The organism is Streptomyces sp. NPDC091209 (assembly GCF_044757755.1).
Lineage (GTDB): Bacteria > Actinomycetota > Actinomycetes > Streptomycetales > Streptomycetaceae > Streptomyces.
Map to the genome: position 1 here is coordinate 220,106 of NZ_JBIVVR010000001.1, position 19,058 is coordinate 239,163.

The window sequence follows — 19,058 nt, forward strand, 5'->3', positions numbered from 1 at the left end:
GCCCCCGTAACTGCCAGTCACTGTGGGTAGTTGATCCGGCATGCACGACGTACGCACCGTAAGGGCACCCTCCATGCTGCGGCTCGCCGCCGCCTCGCTCGCCGGGACGGCCATCGAGTTCTACGACTTCTTCGTCTACGGGACCGCCGCCGCGCTGGTTCTCGGACCACTGTTCTTCCCGACGTTCTCGCCGCTGGCGGGGACACTGGCGGCCTTCGGGACGTTCGGCGTCGGTTTCCTCGCCCGGCCCCTGGGCTCGGTGCTGTTCGGGCACATCGGGGACCGGCACGGGCGCCGGCCGGTCCTGCTGGCCTCACTGCTGCTGACCGGCGCGGCGACCGTCGCCGTCGGCTGTGTTCCGACGTACGACCGCATCGGCGCCGCCGCTCCCGTTCTGCTTCTGGTGCTGCGCTTTCTGCAGGGGCTGGGGCTCGGCGGCGAGTGGGGAGGGGCCGTACTGCTGACGGCCGAGCACGCGCCCGCCGAACGGCGCGGGCTGTGGTCGAGCTTCCCCCAGATCGGTCCGTCCTTCGGGTTCGTCCTGGCCAATGGCGTGATGCTGGCGCTGTCGGCGACGCTGTCCGACGCGCAGTTCTCGCAGTGGGGGTGGCGGGTGCCGTTCTGGGCGGCGGGGGTGCTCGCGGCGGCGGGGCTGTGGCTGCGCGGTTCACTCGAGGAGAGCCCGCGGTTCCTGGAAATGGGGGACCACGCGCGCGTGCCGTTCGTCGAGGTGGTGCGCGACCACTGGCGGCCGGTCCTGCTGACAGCCGGCGGGCTCGCCGTCGGATACGCCGTGTTCTACGCGGTGACGACCTGGGCGCTCTCCTACGGTGTCGAACGGCTCGGCGTGAGCCGCACCGTCATGCTGACCTGCATCATGGCCGCCGTGGTCGTGCAGGGAGCCCTGACACCCCTGGTGGCCCTGCTGGGAGACCGCTACGGGCGCCGGCCCCTGTGCATGGCGGGATGCGCCGGCGCCGCGCTGTGGATGTTCCCGATGATCGGGCTGCTGTCGACCGGCGAACCGCTGCTGATGTTCCTCGGCTTCCTGGTGGCACTCATCGCGTTCGTGACGATGTTCGCGGTGATCGCCGCGTATCTGCCGGAGTTGTACGAGCCGCGGCTGCGCTGCACGGGCGCGGCCGTCGGATACAACCTGGGCGGGGTCCTCGGGGGCGCGCTCACCCCGGTCGTGGCGACGGCGGTGGCGAGCGGGGAGCGCGTGCCGTGGGGCGTGGCCGCCTATCTGACGGGGATCGCGCTGCTGAGCCTCGGCTGCTTCGCGCTGCTGCCGGAAACCCGGCCGGTGCCCCGGCTGACGGTCGTACCCGTCGCCGAGTGACTGCCGGTCAGGGATTGATGGCCAGATCCAGGTAGGCGGCGAACACGACCAGATGGACGCCTCCCTGGAGCGGGGTGGCCCTGCCGGGAACGACCGTCAGGGAGCTCACCACCACGGTCAGCGCGAGCAGCACCATCTCGGTGGGGCCCAGGCCGAGAACGAGTGGTCCGGAGAGCCAGAGTGATGCCAGGGCGACGGCGGGGATGGTCAGTCCGATGCTGGCCATGGCGGAGCCGAGGGCGAGGTTCAGGCTGGTCTGCACCCGGTCCCGGCGGGCGGACCGCAGGGCCGCGATGGTCTCGGGGAGCAGGACGAGCAGAGCGATGATCACACCGACCACGGAGTGCGGCATCCCGGCCGCTTCGACCCCGGACTCGATGGTGGGCGACACACCCTTGGCGAGGCCGACCACGCCGACCAGGGCCAGGCCGAGCAGTCCCAGGCTGATTCCGGTCTCCCGGGCGGACGGGGCATCGGCGTGGTCGTCCACGTCGATGACCTGGCCCTGTCGGGTGATCGGCAGGAAGTAGTCGCGGTGCCGCACGGTCTGGGTCGTCACGAACAGCCCATACAGCACCAGGGAGGCGATCGCGGCGAAGGTGAGCTGCGCGGTGGAGAACTCCGGGCCCGGCTTGCTGGTGGTGAAGGTCGGGAAGACGAGGCTGAGTGTGGCCAGGGTGGCGACGGTCGCCAGGGCGGCTCCGGTGCCTTCCGCGTTGAAAACGGCCAGCCCGTGGCGCAGCGATGCGACGAGCAGGCACAGGCCGACGATCCCGTTGCAGGTGATCATCACCGCCGCGAACACCGTGTCGCGGGCCAGCGTCGAACTCTTGGCGCCGCCGTCCGCCATCAGGGTGACGATGAGGGCGACTTCGATGATCGTGACCGCGACGGCGAGGACGAGGGATCCGAAGGGTTCACCCACCCGGTGGGCCACAACCTCGGCGTGATGCACGGCGGCGAGCACGGAGCCGGCGAGGACCAGGGTCACCAGTGCGACCACCGCGGCGGACAGGTCGCGCCCCCAGGTGAACGCGAGCAGCACCACCGCGATCGCGGGGACCACCGTGGTCCATCGCGACGCGAGTGACCTGAGCCGAACGATCATGCCGCGATCGTCCCAGCCGGGAGCCTGCCCCGCACTCCGGCGGCGCGGGGCACGTCCGGGACCGCGGCGGACGAGTCCGCCCCCGGGAGAACCGCTACTTCAGCTCGGTCATCTCCTGTACGTCGCAGTCCGTGAAGGACGGCGGCCGGGTGCACAGCGCTGCCATCTGCTCCGCCATCTTGCTCGTCTCCGGGTCGTTGCTGTTGCGCATGGCGTCCTCGTACGACTCGAACTCGATCAGTACGAGGTAGCGGTTGGGCGTGTTGCGGTCCTGCAGGACGAGACGGTGGGTGGGGCCGCCCGCGCGGCCGACATTGCGCTGTTCCGCCTGCTGGACGAGTTGACGCATCTCGTCCATCCGCTCGGTTTCGATGTCGATGATCTGCACGAACTTCATTGGTTCCTCCACCCGGCCCGGGCGCTCCCGGGAGGGAGACGCTCGGGATCCAAGCAAGCACCGGGAACGGTGGTCGGCAATTCGCCACGCACCGCTCCCGGGGGTGGTTGTCGCTACGTTCGACGTGGTCAGGCGTCGATGCTTTCCTTCGGAGCGCCCTCGGCCTGCTCGCGCGCCGCCTGCCTCCTGGTGGCCGTCAGGCTGGTGATCGTGGTGACCACGAGGACCGCGCAGATCACGCCGAGCGAGACCGGGATGGATATCTCGGGAACATGAACGCCGGACTCGTGCAGCGCGTGCAGGACGAGTTTGACGCCGATGAAGCCGAGGATGACGGAGAGGCCGTAGCTGAGGTGGACCAGTTTCTTGAGCAGGCCTCCGATGAGGAAGTACAGCTGTCGCAGGCCCATCAGCGCGAACGCGTTGGCCGTGAAGACGATGTACGGGTCCTGGGTCAGGCCGAAGATCGCGGGAATCGAGTCGAGCGCGAAGAGCACGTCCGTGGTGCCGATCGCCAGCATCACGACCAGCATCGGCGTCATGACACGCTTGCCGTTCTGCCGGATCCACAGCCTGGTGCCGTGATAGCGGTCGGCCACGCCGAACCGCTGCTCGGCGGCCTTGAGCAGCCTGTTCTCCTCGAACTCCTCATCGTCCCCGTCGGCCCGCGCCTCCTGGATCAGCTTCCAGGCGGTGTAGATGAGGAACGCGCCGAAGATGTAGAAGACCCACGCGAAGTTCGCGATGATCGCGGCGCCGGCGGCGATGAATATCGTGCGCAGCACGAGGGCTATCAGGACGCCCACGAGGAGCACGCGCTGCTGGTACTTCGAGGGCACCGCGAACTTCGCCATGATCAGGACGAAGACGAAGAGGTTGTCGACGCTCAGCGACTTCTCGGTGATGAAACCGGCGAAGAACTCTCCGGCGGGCTTCCCGCCGGCGAAGAGGAACAGTCCGAGTCCGAACAGCCCGGCGAGGGCGATCCAGACGACGGTCCAGATTCCGGCTTCCTTGATCGATACGTCGTGCGGCTTGCGGCCGATGAAGAAGTCGACCGCGATCAGTGCGGCCAGCCCCACGATGGTCAGGACCCACAGGGCCAGGGAAACATTCACTGCGCCTCCGGCAGTACGTAACGGCAGATTTCAGCGTCGTTCGCCACCGGAGGTCTCTTCCACCCGAGGCCGCCGGGGCGCTGGGTGCGCCCGGGAGCCTGCGGGCCGACGTCCCGGGATCTGACTCGATCCGTGTTGACGGGTGCGTCGCAGCAGGTAGGGAGTACTCCCCTCCGTATGGAAAAAAAGAGTACCCGAATCACCAAGGAAAGGTAAAGGGATAGGTAAAAGAAGAGCCAAGTCCCCAGCTCAGAGCACTTTACGGATGCTTGGTGAAGCGCCTTGACCCCTGAGGTCCAGGGTCCGAGGGAGTCGGGGTCAGCGGTTCCACGACCGGCGGGCCGCCGCCACCTGCGTGAGGATCTGCTGCAGCACCTGGCTGTTCGCGGGAACGAGTGCGGGCTCGTACGTCCACGCATGTCCGACCCATGGGTCGGCGAGATGGTCGTCGGGTACCGGCGTGATCCGCAGCAGTGACCGCCAGAGGGGGTCGAGCAGCGGTCCGTACGCGGCCGCGTCCTCCCGGTCGGCCACCATCATCAGATGGACGCCGACCGCCGGCCCCTCGTCCGCCAGGTAGCGGAGCTGGGTCACGGCGCGGTCGTCGAAGCCGTGCGGGAAGTCGTTGACGATCAGCAGCTGCTCGGCGGTATCGAGGCCCGGCGGCAGCGAGTCGGCCGCTCCCCCGCGCAACGCCATCTGCACCAGGTCGACGCGCTGGGTGAGACGGGTCAGTACGTCCGCCACGCCCGCGGCACCCGCGGCCGGAGAGCTGCCGAGCACCCCGGACCGCGTCAACGGCGCCAGGGCTGAGGCCCCGGCGCCGGCCGGGTCGATGACATGCACAGTGAACTCGCCCGCGGGATACACGGCGAGCAGTCGGGCGGCGTGCGCGACGGCGGTGTCCATGGCCAGGCGGCGCACCTGGTCTGAGTCGGCGAGCGTGCCCTCCAGGGAGGCGTGCCCGCTGTCGATCCACAGGCCGCGCTCCAGCGGCAGGCGCACCAGCATGGGGACGCTCAGGTTCTCGCTCTCGGGCAGCCGGAGGTCGCCGAGGCGCAGTGCCATGGGGACTTCCATGGGTGCGCGGTAGCCGTGCCAGACCGGGTTGTCCCAGCGTGCGTAGGCCATCGGCAGCGCGGGCTCCACGACCTCGGCCTCGGCGGTGAGCTGGGCGAGGTCCCGGTCGAGAACGGCTCGGGCCTGGTCGACCAGGTGCGCGTGTTTGGCGTGGGCGGCTTCGCGCGCGACGTCGCCCTGCCCGCCGATCCGGCTGCGCGGGTCGGAGAGGACGTGGTCGAGCTCCTTCTCCATGCGTGAGTCGGCGAAGTCGACGGCGCTGCGATACGCGGCGACGGTCCGGGCCAGGTCCTCGAACATCCCCCACACCTGGTTGTACAGCCGCTCCTCCATGGACCAGCCGGTCGCGTCTCCCGCGACGGGCTGGGCGGGCTGCCCGGGCTGGGCCGGAGGCGCGGTCGGTGGGGGCGGCGGGGCGGCGGTCTTCCGTCCGGGGTGGCTGTAGTCGACCGGTCCACCGGCGGTGGGCGAGGAGGGCTGGGTGACCGAGGAGGGGTCGGGCTGCGCAGCACCCCCCGGACGGCCGGGCTGCGAAGCCGTGGCTCCCTGCGGACCGGGTGTGTCGTACGGGGACTGCTGCGGTGTCACGGTCCCGGGGGTGCCCTGCGGTCCGGAACCGGTGTACGGCTGATCGGGACCGGGCGCCGAGGCGGCGGTCTGGCGTGACCGGTCCGCGTCCGGGGTGCGCGACGGCGGTACCGCGACGGACCGCGCCAGGCCCTGGGCCACCGCTTCGTTGATACTGCCCGCGAGCTGCCGTGCCTCGGGAAGCCCCTGGTCGGTGAGGAGTTCGGCGAGTCCGCCCGCGTAGCCCTGGCCGACCGCGCGGACCTTCCAGGCCCCCTGCCTGCGGTACAGCTCCAGGGCCACGACGGCCGACTCGGCGTCCAGGCCGGTGAGGGTGTAGCTGGCGACCTCGGAACCGTCGAGACCGGTGACCGCGACGAAGGGTGCGGCGACGGCGCCGAACCGGACCGGGCCGCCGACCCCGGTGGGCAGCGCGAGCAGCACGCTGACCCGGTGCACGGCCGGCGGCAGAGCGTCCAGGTCGAAGGCCAGGCGATGATCGGCCGCCGCCTGCTTGGAGACCTCTAGCCCGGGAAGCGTGGGCGCGCCCGGGTGGGCCACCCACTCGACGCCTCGGACCCTGCCCTGCTCGTCGCCGAGCGTGGCCCCGGCCACAAGCGGTTTCCCGGCTGAGACACGGACCTCGAGACGGACCTGGGAGAGCGGGTGGTTCTGCCCCCTGACCAGCTCGGCCGTCATCGTCTTGTCCCCCTATGTCGCTGTGTGCGGGTGCGTCGGCCGCCTACAGGTGCGGCAGGATCGCCGGCATGAGGTCCTGGAAGGTGCGGCCGTTGGCCGGCGTACCGAGGGCCGTCATCTGCCAGCCGGTCCCGGCACGGTGCACCTTCGCCATGATCTGGGCCGTGTACTGGCCGCCGCCCGCCAGCGTGTAGCGGGCGAGTTCCTGGCCGTTGGTCTCGTCGACCAGCCGGCAGAACGCGTTCTGCACCTCCTGGAAGGTCTGGCCCGTGAAGGAGTTCACGGTGAAGACGATCTGGTCGATGTGGACCGGGATGCGCTGCAGGTCGACGAGGATGGCCTCGTCGTCGCCGCCCTGGCCGACGCCGCCGACGAGGTTGTCACCGGTGTGCCGCACCGAGCCGTCGTCGCTGACGAGGTGACGGAAGAACACCACGTCGACGGGCTGCTTGTCCGCGAACAGCACGGCGGAGGCGTCGAGGTCGATCTCCCGGGTGCGCGAGCCGAACAGGCCGCGCCGGGGGGCCGCCTGCCAGCCGAGTCCCATACGGACCGCGGTCAGCGTGCCCCCGTCGTTCTTCTGCAGACTGATGGCCTGACCCTTGGTCATGTTGACCGTCACGCGCTGTTCCCCTCTCGAGCTGTCCCCTGTTGCCGCGGAGTCCGCGGATGAGCAGAACCCTACGCAGCGGCACTCACAGCGCCGAACCCTGGGGCGTACTTTGTGTCGGTCTTGCAACACACCGCGCATCAGCCGAAGTCCGGCGCCATCGAGGTGACCGTCAGGCGATTCCCGCCTCCTTCATCTGCCGCAGCTCCTTCTTCATCTCGGACACCTCGTCGCGCAGCCGGGCCGCGATCTCGAACTGGAGGTCGGCCGCCGCGGCGCGCATCCGTTCCGTCATCTCCTCGATCTGCTGGGCGAGTTCGGCCGCGGGACGGTCGGTCGGCACGGTGTCCTTGCCCTTGGCGGACTTGGCGGCCCGGGTCGCCTTGCCGCCCAGCGCGGGGACGGGGGCCTTGGCGCCCTTGCCGTCCTTCGTCTTGCGGTAGCCGGAGCCGAGCAGCTGCTCGGTGTCGACGTCCTCACGGGCGATCTGCGCCACGATGTCGTTGATCTTCTTGCGGAGGGGCTGCGGATCGATGCCCCTCTCCTTGTTGTAGGCGATCTGCTTCTCCCGGCGGCGATTGGTCTCCTCGATGGCCTTCTCCATCGCCGGGGTGATCTTGTCGGCGTACATGTGGACCTGGCCTGAGACATTGCGCGCCGCGCGGCCGATGGTCTGGATCAGGGAGGTTCCCGAGCGCAGGAAGCCCTCCTTGTCGGCGTCGAGGATCGCCACCAGGGAGACCTCGGGGAGGTCGAGACCCTCGCGCAGCAGGTTGATGCCGACCAGGACGTCGAACTCGCCGGCGCGCAGTTCGCGCAGCAGCTCGACACGGCGCAGGGTGTCGACGTCGCTGTGCAGGTAGCGGACCTGGATGCCCAGTTCAAGGAAGTAGTCGGTGAGGTCCTCGGCCATCTTCTTGGTGAGCGTGGTGACCAGGACCCGTTCGTCCTTCTCGGTGCGCTGCCGGATCTCGTGCACCAGGTCGTCGATCTGGCCCTCGGTGGGCTTGACGACGACCTGGGGGTCGATGAGGCCGGTGGGCCGGATGATCTGCTCGACGAAGCCGTCCGAGCGGGAGAGCTCGTACTTCCCCGGGGTCGCCGAGAGATAGACGGTCTGGCCGATGCGCTTCTGGAACTCCTCCCACTTCAGGGGGCGGTTGTCCAGGGCGGAGGGGAGCCGGAAGCCGTGGTCGACGAGGGTGCGCTTGCGGGAGGCGTCGCCCTCGTACATCGCGCCGATCTGCGGAACGGTGACGTGCGACTCGTCGATGACGAGCAGGAAGTCGTCCGGGAAGTAGTCGATCAGTGTGTTCGGCGGGGAGCCGGGCTCACGGCCGTCGAAGTGCATCGAGTAGTTCTCGACACCGGAGCAGGAGCCGATCTGGCGGAGCATCTCGATGTCGTACGTCGTCCGCATGCGCAGGCGCTGGGCCTCCAGGAGTTTGCTCTGCTTCTCCAGCTCGGCGAGGCGCTCCCCCAGCTCCTTCTCGATGTCGTTGACGGCGCGCTCCATGCGTTCGGGACCCGCCACGTAGTGGGACGCCGGGAACACGTAGATCTGGTTGTCGTCGCTGATGACCTCACCGGTGAGCGGGTGCAGCGTGGACAGCGCCTCGATCTCGTCGCCGAACATCTCGATGCGTACGGCGAGCTCCTCGTAGACCGGGAAGATCTCGATGGTGTCGCCGCGGACGCGGAAGGTGCCGCGCGCGAAGGCCACGTCGTTGCGCGTGTACTGGATGTCGACGAAGCGGCGCAGCAGGTCGTCGCGGTCGATCTCGTCGCCGACCTTGAGGTTGACCATCCGGTCCACGTACTCCTGCGGAGTACCGAGGCCGTAGATGCAGGACACCGAGGCGACCACGACGACGTCGCGGCGCGTCAGCAGCGAGTTGGTCGCGGAGTGGCGCAGGCGCTCCACCTCCTCGTTGATCGAGGAGTCCTTCTCGATGTAGGTGTCCGACTGCGGGACGTAGGCCTCGGGCTGGTAGTAGTCGTAGTACGAGACGAAGTATTCGACCGCGTTGTTCGGCAGCAGCTCGCGGAACTCGTTGGCCAGCTGGGCGGCCAGCGTCTTGTTCGGTGCCATGACGAGCGTGGGGCGCTGAAGCTTCTCGATCATCCACGCGGTGGTGGCCGACTTCCCGGTGCCGGTCGCGCCCAGCAGGACGACATCCTTCTCACCTGCGCGGATGCGCTTCTCCAGGTCGGCGATGGCCGTGGGCTGGTCACCGCCCGGCTGGAAGGAGCTGACGACCTCGAAGGGCGCCACCGAACGTTCGATCTTGGATACGGGCCGCATGGATCCACCGTACGACCCCGCACTGACAACCGGGCCCGATCACCTGCTCTGCGGGGTACGGGACCGTCGGTACGCACGCTCCTGCACGGGACGGACGGCCGGACGACGGCCGGCGTGGACGACGACGGGATGGGCCGGGATGCCCGGTCGCCTGATCTCCGCGGGTCGCCGGTCGGGCTTGCCCATGACCATCTGCGGATCGAACATCACGACGACGCCCGCCAGGCAGAGGAAGGCCAAGGGGCCGATCATCATGGGCGCGAGCAGCGTGGCCGCCGCGTCCCCGGCGGGGGTGACGCCGGTCGAGCCGTGCAGGTGGACACTGAGCGCGGCCATGCCCATGTAGTGCATACCGCTGACGGCCAACCCCATGACGAGGCTCGCTCCCACACTCCAGAGGAATCCACGCACCTGTCCCGCGGCCCAGAGGGCGGCGGTGGCGGCCACGACGGCAATGACGACCGAGGCGGAGACGGTGAGGGTGTTGTACGCGAGCTTGCCGTTGAGCCGCATTCCGGCCATGCCCAGGTAGTGCATCGAGGCGATGCCCAGGCCGGTGACCGTCCCGCCGGTGAAGAGCGCCGTCCCGGAGGCCCCCTGGTACCCGACGATGAAGATCCCGGCGCCGACCATCAGGACGGCGACCCCCAGACTCGCGAAGGTTGTCGGCTGGTCGTAGTGGACGGGGGTCTCCTCGACGGTGAATCCCATCATCGCGATGAAGTGCATCGTCCAGATGCCGGACGCGATCGCGACCGAGCCGAGCGCGAGCCAGCCGGCCCGCCAGGAGCCGGCGACGAGCAGGGATCTGGTGGTGCAGCGAAGCCCCAGCGCTCCGCCCAGGCAGGCCATGAAATACGCCACCAGCGGTGTGACGAGTCCGTACGTGAAGCCGTCGACTGTGCCTTGCATGCGCGGCTGCCTTTCCCGCCCTGTTACTGCTGGAACTGTCCTGAAATGCCCCCGCCCTCCGGACCGCCGGAGCGGACCGGGTTGAGGCGAGAGTATGACCCCCACCGGAATGGTCGAACGATAATCCGGCAAAGAATCACGACCTCTCCTCACTTGTGCGGCGGCAGTGAGCGGACTTGGACAACTCCATTCAATCCGCGGCCATCTCGCCTCCCCCCTCCGTCGACTCTCTGCTGTCAATCTTGTGCTGTCCGTGATCGTCCGACGCGAGGAGAACGCATGCACGCGCGCGTTGCCGCCGCCACGACCGCCGCGCTTCTTGGGGGAGCCGTTTTGATACTGCCCAGCCCGCACGCCAAGGCCGGCGGCCGGACCACGGCACCGCTGGTCGTCGCCCACCGCGGCGCCTCGGCCTACGCTCCCGAGAACACTCTGGCCGCCATCGACCGCGCTGCCGAGCTCGGGTTCGACTGGGTCGAGAACGACGTCCAGCGCACCGGAGACGGTCAGCTCGTCGTCCTCCACGACGCCTCGCTGGCGCGCACGACCGACGTCGAGCAGGTGTATCCCGGCCGGAGTCCCTGGAAGGTCAAGGATTTCACCGCGGCCGAGATCGCCCGCCTGGATGCCGGAAGCTGGTTCGGCCCCCGGTTCGCGGGCGCGAAGGTGCCGACGCTGCGGGAGTACATGGAACGTGTCTCGCGCAACCACCAGAAGCTCGTGCTGGAGATCAAGAATCCCGAGCTCTATCCGGGCATCGAGCGGCAGACGCTCAAGCTCCTGAGCAACGAGGGCTGGCTCGATCCGGCGCACCTCAGGGACAGGCTGATCGTCCAGAGCTTCAGCGCGGACAGTGTCCGGACGGTGCACCGGCTGCGGCCCGGCATCACGACGGCCTTCCTGGGGACCCCTCCGATCGCGCGGCTGCCCCAGTACGCGGAGTTCACCGACCAGATCAACTCGGATCACCGGTCGCTGTCGTCCGACTACGTCGCCGCGGTGCACGCCCTCCACGGTCCGCACGGCCCGATGAAGGTCTTCGCCTGGACCGTCGACGACGTGGCCACCGCGCGGCGCCTGGCGGGCTTCGGCACGGACGGCGTCATCACGAACGTGCCCGACGCCATCCGAGCGGCTCTGAGCTAGCGTGCCATCGCCCGGGACGCGGACGGGCGCCGGTGTACGCGCCCCGGGTGTTGTCAGTGGCGGGCCGTACGGTGGATCGCATGGACAGCCACGGGCGGTACGAGCAGCAGGTCGTGTGGGCCGTCGTCGGCACGGACATCGGTCCGCTGCTCCTCGCGGCGACGCCCCACGGCCTGGTCAATGTCGTTTTTCACGCGTCGGACGCGGTGCGCGACAAAGCGCTCGACCGGCTCGCGTCCCGTCTGGGCAGCGAGCCCGTCGAGGCGCCCGGGTCCCCGCTGCTGGCCGAGGCGATACGCCAGATCCAGGCGTACTTCGCGGGCGAGCGGCACGACTTCGACCTGCCGCTCGACTGGTCGCTGATCTCGGGGTTCAACCGCGAGGTGCTCCGCGAGTTGAACTCGGGCGTTCCGTTCGGTTCCGTCGTCGCCTACGGCGACCTGGCCGGGCGGGTCGGGGAGCCCCGGGCGGCGCAGGCCGTGGGGGTGGCCATGGGCTCGAATCCGCTGCCGGTCGTGGTGCCCTGCCACCGGGTGGTCGAGAGCGACGGCGGTATCGGCGGCTTCGGGGGCGGTCTGGAGACCAAGCGGAAGCTGCTGGCGCTCGAGGGAGTCCTCCCGGAGCCGCTTTTCTGAGGTCGCGGCGGGACCGGCGGCACCCCTCCCGCCTTCGAGCGGAGGGCGGAGGGGTGTGCCGTGCGTGCGGCGGAAGCGTCCGCTCCTGAGGCCCTCAGGTCCTCAGAGGCTGATGTGGTACGCCTTGCGAAGCGTCTCGTGCACGGTCCACGTCGTGCGGTCGCCCTCGCGCAGGAACGCCGCGTCGCCCGGACCCACCTCGATGACGTCGCCGCCCTCCACCGCGATGGTGGCGCGGCCACTGACGACGACGAAGAGTTCGTTCGCCTCGGTGTCGGTCACCACGCCGGGCGTGATCTGCCAGATGCCGCGCAGTTGCTTGCCGTCGGCGGACTCCCACAGCACCTTGCCCGTCACAGCGGGATCGCCGGAGACGATCTGGGCCGGGTCCAGCGGCTCGGGTTCGAGTTCGGCGTCGGGAATGTGCACGGCGAAGGACGGCGTGGCCTGGGAGTTCATGGTCATGAGCGGACACCCTAAGGGCTCGCCCGCCGCCCGGGACGACGAGGGTCTCCCCGTCAGGTCCGGCGCCGCACGGCACTTCCGGAAAGTCCTGACGCGGAGGGTGGCCGTAACGCGCGGCCGGTAGCAGACTCCGCCCCGCGAACAGCCGCTGGCATCCGAGTCACGGAGCCGAAGGGACGGCGATCACGCATGAGCGGAAGCGGAAACAGGGCAGTCGCGTATCTCAAGCCGGGTGCGGTGGAGGTCAGGACCATCGACCACCCGACGCTTGAACTGCAGGACGGGCCAGGCGTGGCTCGCGAGAACGTCGGCCGCACGTGCCGGCACGGAGTCATTCTCAAGGTGCTCGCCAGCAATATCTGTGGCAGTGACCAGCACATGGTGCGGGGCCGTACGACCGCACCCGAGGGGCTGGTCCTCGGACACGAGATCACCGGAGAGGTACTGGAGCGCGGTCCGGACGTCGAGTTCGTCGAGGTCGGGGACATCGTGTCGGTGCCGTTCAACATCGCCTGCGGGCGGTGCCGCAACTGCAAGGAGCGCAACACCGGCATCTGCCTGAACGTGAACCCCGCGCGTCCGGGGGCGGCCTACGGCTATGTCGACATGGGTGGCTGGGTCGGCGGCCAGGCCGAGTACGCCATGGTCCCGTACGCGGACTTCAACCTGTTGAGGTTCCCGGACCGCGACCAGGCGCGCGAGAAGCTCCTGGATCTGACGATGCTGTCGGACATCTTCCCGACCGGATTCCACGGCGCGGTCACCGCCGGCGCCGGGGTCGGCTCGACGGTGTACGTCGCCGGAGCGGGCCCGGTCGGGCTGGCCGCGGCGGCGTCGGCGCAGTTGCTGGGCGCCGCTGTCGTCATCGTCGGGGACCTCAATGCCGAACGCCTCGCCCAGGCGCGGAGTTTCGGCTGCGAGACCGTCGACGTCTCCCAGGGCGGTGTGGAGGACCAGGTCGCGCAGATTCTCGGCGAGCCCGAGGTCGACGCGGCCGTCGACGCGGTGGGCTTCGAGGCGCGGGCGCACGGCCGGGACCCTCGGGAGGCGCCCGCGACCGTTCTCAACTCGCTGATGGGGGTGACCCGCGCGGGCGGTGCCCTGGGCATCCCCGGCCTCTATGTCACGGACGACCCCGGAGGGATCGACCAGGACGCGAGGACCGGGACGCTGAAGGTGCGTCTGGGCCTGGGATGGGCCAAGAGCCACCGGTTCACCACAGGCCAGTGCCCGGTGATGCGGTACCACCGGGGGCTGATGAAGGCGATCCTGCACGACCGGGTGCATATCGCCAAGGCGGTCAACGCGACCGTGATCGGCCTGGACGACGCACCGCGCGGTTACGCCGAGTTCGACCAGGGCGCCGGCCGCAAGTACGTCCTCGATCCCCATGGGGCACTGGCCGGCGTACGGCCTGTCTGACCCGGCCCGTCCGGACCCTCCTTGTCGAAGGCCCGTCCGGACCCTCCTGCCGAAGGGGTGTTCCCGCGCGCGTGGAGCACCCCTTCTGCCTGGGGAGGACGGGATCCCGCCCGGCGAAGGGGTTGCTCGTGGTGCCCGGCCTCGAAGACGTTCCCGTCCGGCTCACGGAAGCGCAAGCCGCGCCCGACAGGGTCGAGACGTGGCGAGTTGTCCGTCATGTGCCCAGGCTGGTGTCGTACGCCGCCAGCCGCACGGGTTTGGCCGGGCGCGCCGCTCGCCAGAGATCCAGGTACGGGGAACGTCCACCGACGGCAGGAGGCAGGCGCGTGATCGTGGTGTCCGAAGAGGTGCGGGAGGCGCTCGACGCGCGCCGGCCGGTGGTGGCCCTGGAGTCGACGATCATCGCCCACGGGCTGCCCCGCCCGCGGAATCTGCAGGTCGCGCTCGAACTGGAGGAGCTCGTCCGGGAGGAGGGCGCCGTCCCCGCGACGATCGCCGTGCTCGACGGCCGGCCGCACGTCGGCCTGGACAAGGACCAGCTTGAGCGGGTCGCGAACGAGGACGGCATCCGCAAACTGGGCCACCGTGACCTGCCGCTCGCGGTGGCCGCGGGGGCGAGCGGGGCGACGACCGTGTCCGCGACGGCCCTGCTGGCGGCGCGCGCGGGGGTGCGGGTGTTCGCGACGGGAGGGCTCGGCGGTGTGCACCGCGAGTGGACGGTGACCCAGGACGAGTCCGCCGATCTGGGCCTGTTGGCGCGTACCCGGATCACGGTGGTGTGCGCGGGCGTCAAGTCGATCCTCGATGTGCCGGCGACGCTGCAGCGCCTGGAGACACTGGGCGTGGCGGTGGCCGGGTACGGCACGGACAGGTTCCCCGGCTTCTATCTGTCCGACTCGGGGCACCCCGTGGAGTGGACGCTGGAGTCCCCCGAGCAGGTGGCGGAGGTGATGCGCGCGCAGGACGCGCTGCACGCCCCCGACTCCTCGCTCATCGTCGCGAACCCCGTCCCCGAGGAGGAGCAGCTCGATCCCGCGCTCCACGCGCGCGTGCTCGCCGACGCGCTGCGCGCGTGCGAGGCGGAGGGTGTGACCGGACAGGCGGTGACGCCGTTCCTGCTGGGCTATCTGGTCCGGCACACGGACGGCGCCTCACTGGGCGCCAATCTGGCGGCGGTACGGGGCAACGTACGTCTCGCGGGGCGGATCGCGGCGGCCTGGGCGGAGGTGTGAGCGACACGGACCGGGGCACCCCGGACAGCGGCACCGGTACAGATGCGGGCGACCCGGCCCAAGGCGCTCTGCTCGTCGTCGGGGACGTGGTCACGGATGTCGTCGCGAGGCATCGCGGGCCGCTGGCGGCCGGTACCGACACCGTCGCCGCCATCCGGACCGTTCCGGGCGGCGCGGGCGCCAACGTCGCGTGCTGGGCCGTGTACGAGGGCTGCGCCGACGTGCGGCTGCTGGGCCGGGTGGGCGGCGACGCCGCGGCGTGGCACGAACGCGAACTCGCGGCGAGCGGCGTACGGCCCCTCCTGGTGACCGATCCGGAGGCGCCGACCGGGACGGTGATCTGCCTGGTGGACACCGGAGCGTCGGCGGAGCGTACGTTCCTCACGGACAGCGGGGCGTCACTGCGGCTCGCGCCGGACGACTGGTCGCCCGCGCTGCTCGACGGGGTCGCGCGGCTCCATCTGTCGGGCTATCTGTTCTTCTCCGAGCCGAGCCGGGCGCTGGTGTCGGTGGTGCTGGAGGCGACACGCGCGCGGGGTGTGCCGGTGAGCCTCGACCCGGCGTCGGCGGGGTTCCTCACCGAGCTGGGTGTGGGCCGCTTCCTGGAACTCTGCGCGGGCGTGGACGTCCTGCTGCCCAGCCGTGACGAGGCGTGCCTGCTGACCGGGCTGCCCGATCCGGCCGACGCGGCGGCCAAACTGAGCCGCCATTTCCCCTTGGTGATCGTCAAGTCTGGGGGTGCCGGGGCCCTGGTCGCCCGTTCCGGATCCGTTCGGGCCCGTGTCCCGGCACTACCCGCGACGCCGCGGGACACGACGGGTGCCGGTGACGCGTTCACCGGCGCGTTCCTCGCCGCCTTGCTCGCGGGCGCCGGGCCCGAGGAGGCGGCGACGGCGGGGTGCGCGGCGGGGGCGCAGGCCGTGGAGCGGGTCGGCGGAAGACCCCCCGCCGGAGGCCGACGGCGACGCGCGGGAGAGACGCGGGTCCGCTGACCGCATCGACCGTACGAGGGACAACTGTGGCACCCGATTGCCCGCTTCTCGCCCTCGCTCAGTTCTTGCGCCCCCAGGCCGAGATCATCGGCGCCGTCGCCAGGTCCATGGACCCAGCGGCGACGTTCGCCAGGTGCCGGTCGATCTCCTCCTGGGTGGCCAGGCCCGCGGTGACGAGCTGGTCGCGGATCTGACGGATCGTCGCGGACTCCAGCGTGGTGCAGGCGGGTGACGTGACGGGGAAGTACGCGTCGGCCTCCACGCCCCGCAGTCCCGCCTCCCGGAGCAGCCGCGGGAGTTTGCGGCCGTACGCGAGATCGGCGCCGCGATCGGCGAGCAGTTTGCGGAAGCCCTGGCGCAGCCGGTTCGCGAGCTGCTGCTCGGGGCCGTACTCGTCCGGGCAGAGCAGCGGCTGCAGGGCGGGGTCGGCGTCCTCGACGAGGATCCGGCCGCCGGGGCGCAGGGATTTGATCATCGACCGCAACGCCCGCTCCCGGTCCGGCACATGAACGAGTACGAGCCGGGCGTGCACGAGGTCGAAGCCCTCCCCCGGCGGTTCCTCGGCGCCCACGTCGTGGACGCGGACCTCGACCGGCGAGCGTGCCACGGACGCCGCCCACGAGGTGTCGATGTCGGTGGCGACGACCTTCCCCGTCGGACCCACCTTCTTGGCGAGCCAGGACACCACGGACGTGCCGCCCGCCCCGACCTCCCAGCAGCGCCAGCCGGACCCGACGCCGAAGCGCTCCATGTGCCGGAACGTCGTGGGGTCGAAGAGAGTGGCGAGGGCGTCGAAACGCTGTCCCGCCTCGGTCTGCTGGTTGTCGAGGAGATACCCGTCGGCTCGCGTCATAGGGAGATCATCCCAGTTGTCCCGCTCGTCGGGAATCGTCGACGCTCCCGTTGTCGGCACCCGCGTCACGTGACTGTTCCGGCTCCGCGGCACCGGGCGCCGTCGGGTGACGCCGAGTGACACCCCCCGTCCGGGTACCCCACACCGCGGAACGGAATGTTCCGTTCCCACAGTCTTTTCCGGTGGCGGATCCGGCCTGGCAGACTGGCTCGCCAGGCGCAAAGTGCGGCCCGGGGAGATCCACGCGAGGAGATCCAGATGTCCATGGCAGGGAATTTGCGGAGGGTGACGGCTCTCGGCGCGGTCGACGGCCTCCGCAGAGTGGCACGGCTGACACGGCGGCGTCACCGTGTCGACCTGAGTCACCCCGCCCGGTCGCCGCTGGGCTCCGCGGTGGTGAACTGTGTGGCGTACGAGGACGGTGTCCGGATCCCCGAGGGCCACGATCTGGTCGACACCGTGCGCCGGATCCGCAAGCGCGAAGGGGGGTTCGTCTGGCTCGGACTGCACGAACCGACCGACGTCGAGTTCGCGGGCATCGCCGAACTCTTCGACCTGCATCCACTGGCGGTCGAGAACTCGGTGGAGGCGCATCAGCGTCCAAAGCTTGAGCGGTACGGCGACACACTGTTCGCGGTGTTCAAAACGGTCTGCTACGTGGAGCACACGGAGTTGACCTCTACGAGCGAGATCGTGAATACCGGCGAGATCATGGTGTTCGTCGGGCCGGACTTCGTCATCACCGTGCGACACGGACGGCACGGATCCCTGGGCCCGCTGCGCGAGGAGCTGGAGTCCGATGCGCAGCAACTGTCCAAGGGGCCGGCCGCGGTCCTGCACGCGATCGCGGACCATGTGGTCGACGACTATGTGAGCGTCACCGACTCGGTCCAGGCGGACATCGACCAGGTCGAGGCCGACGTGTTCGCCGAGAACGGCGCCCGCGCGGACGCAGGCCGCATCTACCAGCTCAAGCGTGAACTCCTCGAACTGAAGCGGGCCGTGGTCCCGCTCGCCCGGCCCCTCCAGGAACTGGCGACGAGGCCCGCCCGGGTGGTCGCCCCGGAGATACAGGCGTACTTCCGTGATGTCTCCGACCATCTGCTGCGGGCGACCGAGCAGATAGCCGCCTTCGACGAACTGCTCAACTCGATCCTGCAGGCGCATCTCGCGCAGGTGACGGTGGCGCAGAACGAGGACATGCGGAAGATCACGGCGTGGGCGGCGGTCATCGCCGTCCCGACCATGGTCTGCGGTGTGTACGGCATGAACTTCGACAACATGCCCGAACTGCACTGGAGGTTCGGCTACCCCATCGTCATCGGCGTCATATCCGTCGGCTGCCTCGTCCTCTACCGAGGGTTCCGGCGCAACGGCTGGCTCTGACACGACTCTCGCCCGGCACGGCCGGCCGGACGAGAGCACGCCACGTGTTCGGCAGAGTCCCGGGTCGTTTCGGGCCGCCTTCCAGTGGGGTCGCAACGGGAGAGTCGCAACGAGAGTGTCGGAACGGGGGCGGAAAGATCAGGAGAGGTCGGAGGACCGACCGGGTCGGAGGACCGGTTCAGCCCATCGCGCCGCTCGTGTCCCTCGCGTAGACGCTCTCTACCCAGGCGGCGAGTTGTTCGTCGCTGACGTGCCGGGCGAGGTCGGCCTCACTGATCATGCCGACCAGCCGCTTGTCCTCGATCACCGGAAGCCGGCGGATCTGGTGCCCCTTCATCTCCTGGAGCACTTCGCCGACATCGGCGTCGGCGTCGATCCAACGCGGTGTGCCTTGGGCCATCTCGCCTGCGGTGATGTGCGCGGGGTCGTGGCCCATGGCCACGCAGCCGACGACGATGTCGCGGTCCGTGAGGATGCCGCAGAGGCGTTCGTTCTGGTCGCTGATGGGCAGCGCGCCCACGTTGAGCTCGCGCATCAGCTGGGCGGCGCGGTCCAGGGTCTCGTGGGCGGGGATCCACTGGGCACCACGGTGCATGATGTCTCCGGCGGTGGTCATGTAGTACCTCCCGGTGCCGGACGGCCGGCGCGGCGCGGAACACACCGCTAGTCCCGGCGCCCTATATTCTCGCCGCGCCCCAGGGGCTGCGCACCTGGAAGTACGTGGATCCGGGCGGCCGGCGAACCGGATCGAGGGCCACCGGACCGGGCCGAGGCCGAGGGAACGGGGCG

Annotated in this window: 17 protein-coding genes; 7 read left to right on the forward strand and 10 right to left on the reverse strand. The window is 69.9% G+C overall.

From position 1 onward, the window contains the following. Positions 1–40: 40 nt before the first annotated feature. Complete coding sequence (locus ACIQRL_RS01015) at positions 41–1,342, forward strand: MFS transporter (RefSeq protein ID WP_401325301.1); 1,302 nt, start codon at positions 41–43, stop codon at positions 1,340–1,342. Positions 1,343–1,349: 7 nt separating this feature from the next. Here the strand turns inward: ACIQRL_RS01015 and ACIQRL_RS01020 are convergent, their stop codons facing one another. From ACIQRL_RS01020 to ACIQRL_RS01050, 7 genes are all read right to left on the reverse strand, one after another. Continuing rightward, the gene (locus ACIQRL_RS01020) at positions 1,350–2,450 is read right to left on the reverse strand and encodes a calcium:proton antiporter (protein ID WP_401325304.1); all 1,101 of its coding nucleotides are present in this window, start codon (positions 2,448–2,450) and stop codon (positions 1,350–1,352) included. A gap of 94 nt (positions 2,451–2,544) precedes the next feature. Continuing rightward, positions 2,545–2,847 (reverse strand): hypothetical protein, encoded by a 303-nt coding sequence (locus tag ACIQRL_RS01025; protein WP_401325306.1) that lies wholly within the window; start codon positions 2,845–2,847, stop codon positions 2,545–2,547. 128 nt (positions 2,848–2,975) lie between these two features. Next, entirely contained in the window at positions 2,976–3,965 is a 990-nt protein-coding gene (locus ACIQRL_RS01030; RefSeq protein ID WP_401325309.1) for a TerC family protein, read from the reverse strand. A 318-nt stretch (positions 3,966–4,283) separates the two neighbouring features. Then, positions 4,284–6,311, reverse strand: a complete 2,028-nt coding sequence (locus ACIQRL_RS01035) for a TerD family protein (RefSeq protein ID WP_401325312.1) — start codon at positions 6,309–6,311, stop codon at positions 4,284–4,286. A 43-nt stretch (positions 6,312–6,354) separates the two neighbouring features. Beyond that, on the reverse strand, positions 6,355–6,933 hold the full coding sequence (locus tag ACIQRL_RS01040) for a TerD family protein (protein WP_351131810.1): 579 nt from the start codon (positions 6,931–6,933) through the stop codon (positions 6,355–6,357). A gap of 160 nt (positions 6,934–7,093) precedes the next feature. After that, positions 7,094–9,226 (reverse strand): excinuclease ABC subunit UvrB, encoded by a 2,133-nt coding sequence (uvrB, locus tag ACIQRL_RS01045; protein WP_401325316.1) that lies wholly within the window; start codon positions 9,224–9,226, stop codon positions 7,094–7,096. Positions 9,227–9,265: 39 nt separating this feature from the next. Then, positions 9,266–10,138 carry an MHYT domain-containing protein gene (locus ACIQRL_RS01050; protein ID WP_401325319.1) on the reverse strand — a complete coding sequence of 291 codons (873 nt, stop codon included), beginning with the start codon at positions 10,136–10,138 and terminating at the stop codon, positions 9,266–9,268. Positions 10,139–10,417: 279 nt separating this feature from the next. On the opposite strand from ACIQRL_RS01050, the gene ACIQRL_RS01055 reads away from it, so the two are divergent. Together ACIQRL_RS01055 and ACIQRL_RS01060 are read left to right on the forward strand one after the other, a co-directional pair. Then, positions 10,418–11,284: a glycerophosphodiester phosphodiesterase gene (locus ACIQRL_RS01055; RefSeq protein WP_401325321.1), complete on the forward strand. Its 867-nt coding sequence runs from the start codon at positions 10,418–10,420 to the stop codon at positions 11,282–11,284. A gap of 80 nt (positions 11,285–11,364) precedes the next feature. After that, positions 11,365–11,919 (forward strand): methylated-DNA--[protein]-cysteine S-methyltransferase, encoded by a 555-nt coding sequence (locus ACIQRL_RS01060; RefSeq protein WP_401325324.1) that lies wholly within the window; start codon positions 11,365–11,367, stop codon positions 11,917–11,919. A gap of 102 nt (positions 11,920–12,021) precedes the next feature. On the opposite strand, the gene ACIQRL_RS01065 is transcribed toward ACIQRL_RS01060, so the two are convergent. Next, the gene (locus ACIQRL_RS01065; protein WP_389074285.1) at positions 12,022–12,384 is read right to left on the reverse strand and encodes a cupin domain-containing protein; all 363 of its coding nucleotides are present in this window, start codon (positions 12,382–12,384) and stop codon (positions 12,022–12,024) included. Between the two features lie 189 nt (positions 12,385–12,573). Between ACIQRL_RS01065 and fdhA the strand changes: the two genes are divergently transcribed. The 3 genes from fdhA (at position 12,574) to ACIQRL_RS01080 (ending at position 16,030) form a co-directional block, all read left to right on the forward strand. After that, a complete protein-coding gene (gene fdhA / locus ACIQRL_RS01070) occupies positions 12,574–13,806 on the forward strand; it encodes a formaldehyde dehydrogenase, glutathione-independent (protein WP_401325327.1) in 1,233 nt (410 codons plus the stop codon). Between the two features lie 326 nt (positions 13,807–14,132). Further along, complete coding sequence (locus ACIQRL_RS01075; RefSeq protein WP_401325330.1) at positions 14,133–15,038, forward strand: pseudouridine-5'-phosphate glycosidase; 906 nt, start codon at positions 14,133–14,135, stop codon at positions 15,036–15,038. A 68-nt stretch (positions 15,039–15,106) separates the two neighbouring features. Beyond that, positions 15,107–16,030, forward strand: coding sequence for a carbohydrate kinase family protein (locus ACIQRL_RS01080; protein WP_401327982.1), 924 nt, complete (start codon positions 15,107–15,109; stop codon positions 16,028–16,030). Between the two features lie 58 nt (positions 16,031–16,088). Here the strand turns inward: ACIQRL_RS01080 and ACIQRL_RS01085 are convergent, their stop codons facing one another. Then, positions 16,089–16,883: a methyltransferase domain-containing protein gene (locus ACIQRL_RS01085; protein WP_401325333.1), complete on the reverse strand. Its 795-nt coding sequence runs from the start codon at positions 16,881–16,883 to the stop codon at positions 16,089–16,091. Positions 16,884–17,141: 258 nt separating this feature from the next. On the opposite strand from ACIQRL_RS01085, the gene ACIQRL_RS01090 reads away from it, so the two are divergent. Beyond that, a complete protein-coding gene (locus ACIQRL_RS01090; protein ID WP_401325336.1) occupies positions 17,142–18,269 on the forward strand; it encodes a magnesium and cobalt transport protein CorA in 1,128 nt (375 codons plus the stop codon). Between the two features lie 178 nt (positions 18,270–18,447). On the opposite strand, the gene ACIQRL_RS01095 is transcribed toward ACIQRL_RS01090, so the two are convergent. After that, positions 18,448–18,885 carry a CBS domain-containing protein gene (locus ACIQRL_RS01095; RefSeq protein WP_401325339.1) on the reverse strand — a complete coding sequence of 146 codons (438 nt, stop codon included), beginning with the start codon at positions 18,883–18,885 and terminating at the stop codon, positions 18,448–18,450. Positions 18,886–19,058: the final 173 nt, after the last annotated feature.

What these genes read in the sequence shown, in the direction of transcription:
- ACIQRL_RS01015 (WP_401325301.1), top strand. Translation starts at nt 41, where the DNA reads ATGCACGACGTACGCACCGTAAGGGCACCCTCCATGCTGCGGCTCGCC.
- ACIQRL_RS01020 (WP_401325304.1), bottom strand. Translation starts at nt 2,450, where the DNA reads ATGATCGTTCGGCTCAGGTCACTCGCGTCGCGATGGACCACGGTGGTC.
- ACIQRL_RS01025 (WP_401325306.1), bottom strand. Translation starts at nt 2,847, where the DNA reads ATGAAGTTCGTGCAGATCATCGACATCGAAACCGAGCGGATGGACGAG.
- ACIQRL_RS01035 (WP_401325312.1), bottom strand. Translation starts at nt 6,311, where the DNA reads ATGACGGCCGAGCTGGTCAGGGGGCAGAACCACCCGCTCTCCCAGGTC.
- uvrB (WP_401325316.1), bottom strand. Translation starts at nt 9,226, where the DNA reads ATGCGGCCCGTATCCAAGATCGAACGTTCGGTGGCGCCCTTCGAGGTC.
- ACIQRL_RS01050 (WP_401325319.1), bottom strand. Translation starts at nt 10,138, where the DNA reads ATGCAAGGCACAGTCGACGGCTTCACGTACGGACTCGTCACACCGCTG.
- ACIQRL_RS01055 (WP_401325321.1), top strand. Translation starts at nt 10,418, where the DNA reads ATGCACGCGCGCGTTGCCGCCGCCACGACCGCCGCGCTTCTTGGGGGA.
- ACIQRL_RS01060 (WP_401325324.1), top strand. Translation starts at nt 11,365, where the DNA reads ATGGACAGCCACGGGCGGTACGAGCAGCAGGTCGTGTGGGCCGTCGTC.
- ACIQRL_RS01065 (WP_389074285.1), bottom strand. Translation starts at nt 12,384, where the DNA reads ATGACCATGAACTCCCAGGCCACGCCGTCCTTCGCCGTGCACATTCCC.
- fdhA (WP_401325327.1), top strand. Translation starts at nt 12,574, where the DNA reads ATGAGCGGAAGCGGAAACAGGGCAGTCGCGTATCTCAAGCCGGGTGCG.
- ACIQRL_RS01085 (WP_401325333.1), bottom strand. Translation starts at nt 16,883, where the DNA reads ATGACGCGAGCCGACGGGTATCTCCTCGACAACCAGCAGACCGAGGCG.
- ACIQRL_RS01090 (WP_401325336.1), top strand. Translation starts at nt 17,142, where the DNA reads ATGTCCATGGCAGGGAATTTGCGGAGGGTGACGGCTCTCGGCGCGGTC.
- ACIQRL_RS01095 (WP_401325339.1), bottom strand. Translation starts at nt 18,885, where the DNA reads ATGACCACCGCCGGAGACATCATGCACCGTGGTGCCCAGTGGATCCCC.